At 72.6% G+C, this 700-nt stretch carries 1 protein-coding gene; it reads right to left on the bottom strand.

The window, feature by feature from the left end; all coding sequences use genetic code 11:
- Positions 1 to 700, bottom strand: a 700-nt coding sequence (locus tag HMPREF0591_RS30090) for a 13E12 repeat family protein (RefSeq protein WP_007172675.1), incomplete at both ends; no start/stop codon positions are given.

Below are 700 nucleotides of genomic sequence, written 5' to 3' on the forward strand. Positions count from 1 at the left end.
GGCCGCGCCCGGCGGCGGCCTCGAGCTCGGCCAGGGTGGTGGTGACGATGATGGAGGCGGGTAAGCCGTTGTGTTGGCCGAGTTTTCCCGAGGCCAGCAGGGCGCGGTGGGCCGCCAGCAGCGCGTCGTGGTTGCGTTGCGGCGCGGAACGGCCGTCGCCCTCGATGGCTTGTTGGCTGGGTGCCCCGTCGATGCAGGGCATGTCGTCGAGGGGGTTGCACATGCCGGGGGCGGCCAGCTTGGCCAGCACCGCCTCGAGGGTGGCCCGCAGTTCCGGGCTGATGAGCCCGCGCAACTGCGACATGCCGTCGGGGCCTTGCTTGCCCAGCGTGAGTCCACGCCGCCGGGCGCGGTCGTCGTCGGTAAAGGTGCCGTCGGGGTTGAGGCAGTCGGCGACGTGATCGGCGAGCTCGGCAAGGTGTTCGGGGCGGAAGTGACCGCCCTTGTCGGCCAGGTCGGCTTCGACGGCGGCGCGGGTGGCGAAGTCCACCCAGCCGGGTAGGCGGTGGAAGAAGCGGCGGATCACCGCCACTTGCCCGCCACCCAGCCTGCCGTCGCGTTGGGCGGCCGCGGTAGCAGGCAGGAGCGGCTCGAGCGGTTCACCGGTCAACCCGCGCCGCGGCCCCAGATCGGCCGCCTCCTTCACGCGCCGGGAGGCTTCGGCCCGGCTGATCAGCGTCGTCTCGGCGATCGCATGGGA

It is taken from the genome of Mycobacterium parascrofulaceum ATCC BAA-614 (genome assembly GCF_000164135.1).
Classification (GTDB): domain Bacteria; phylum Actinomycetota; class Actinomycetes; order Mycobacteriales; family Mycobacteriaceae; genus Mycobacterium; species Mycobacterium parascrofulaceum.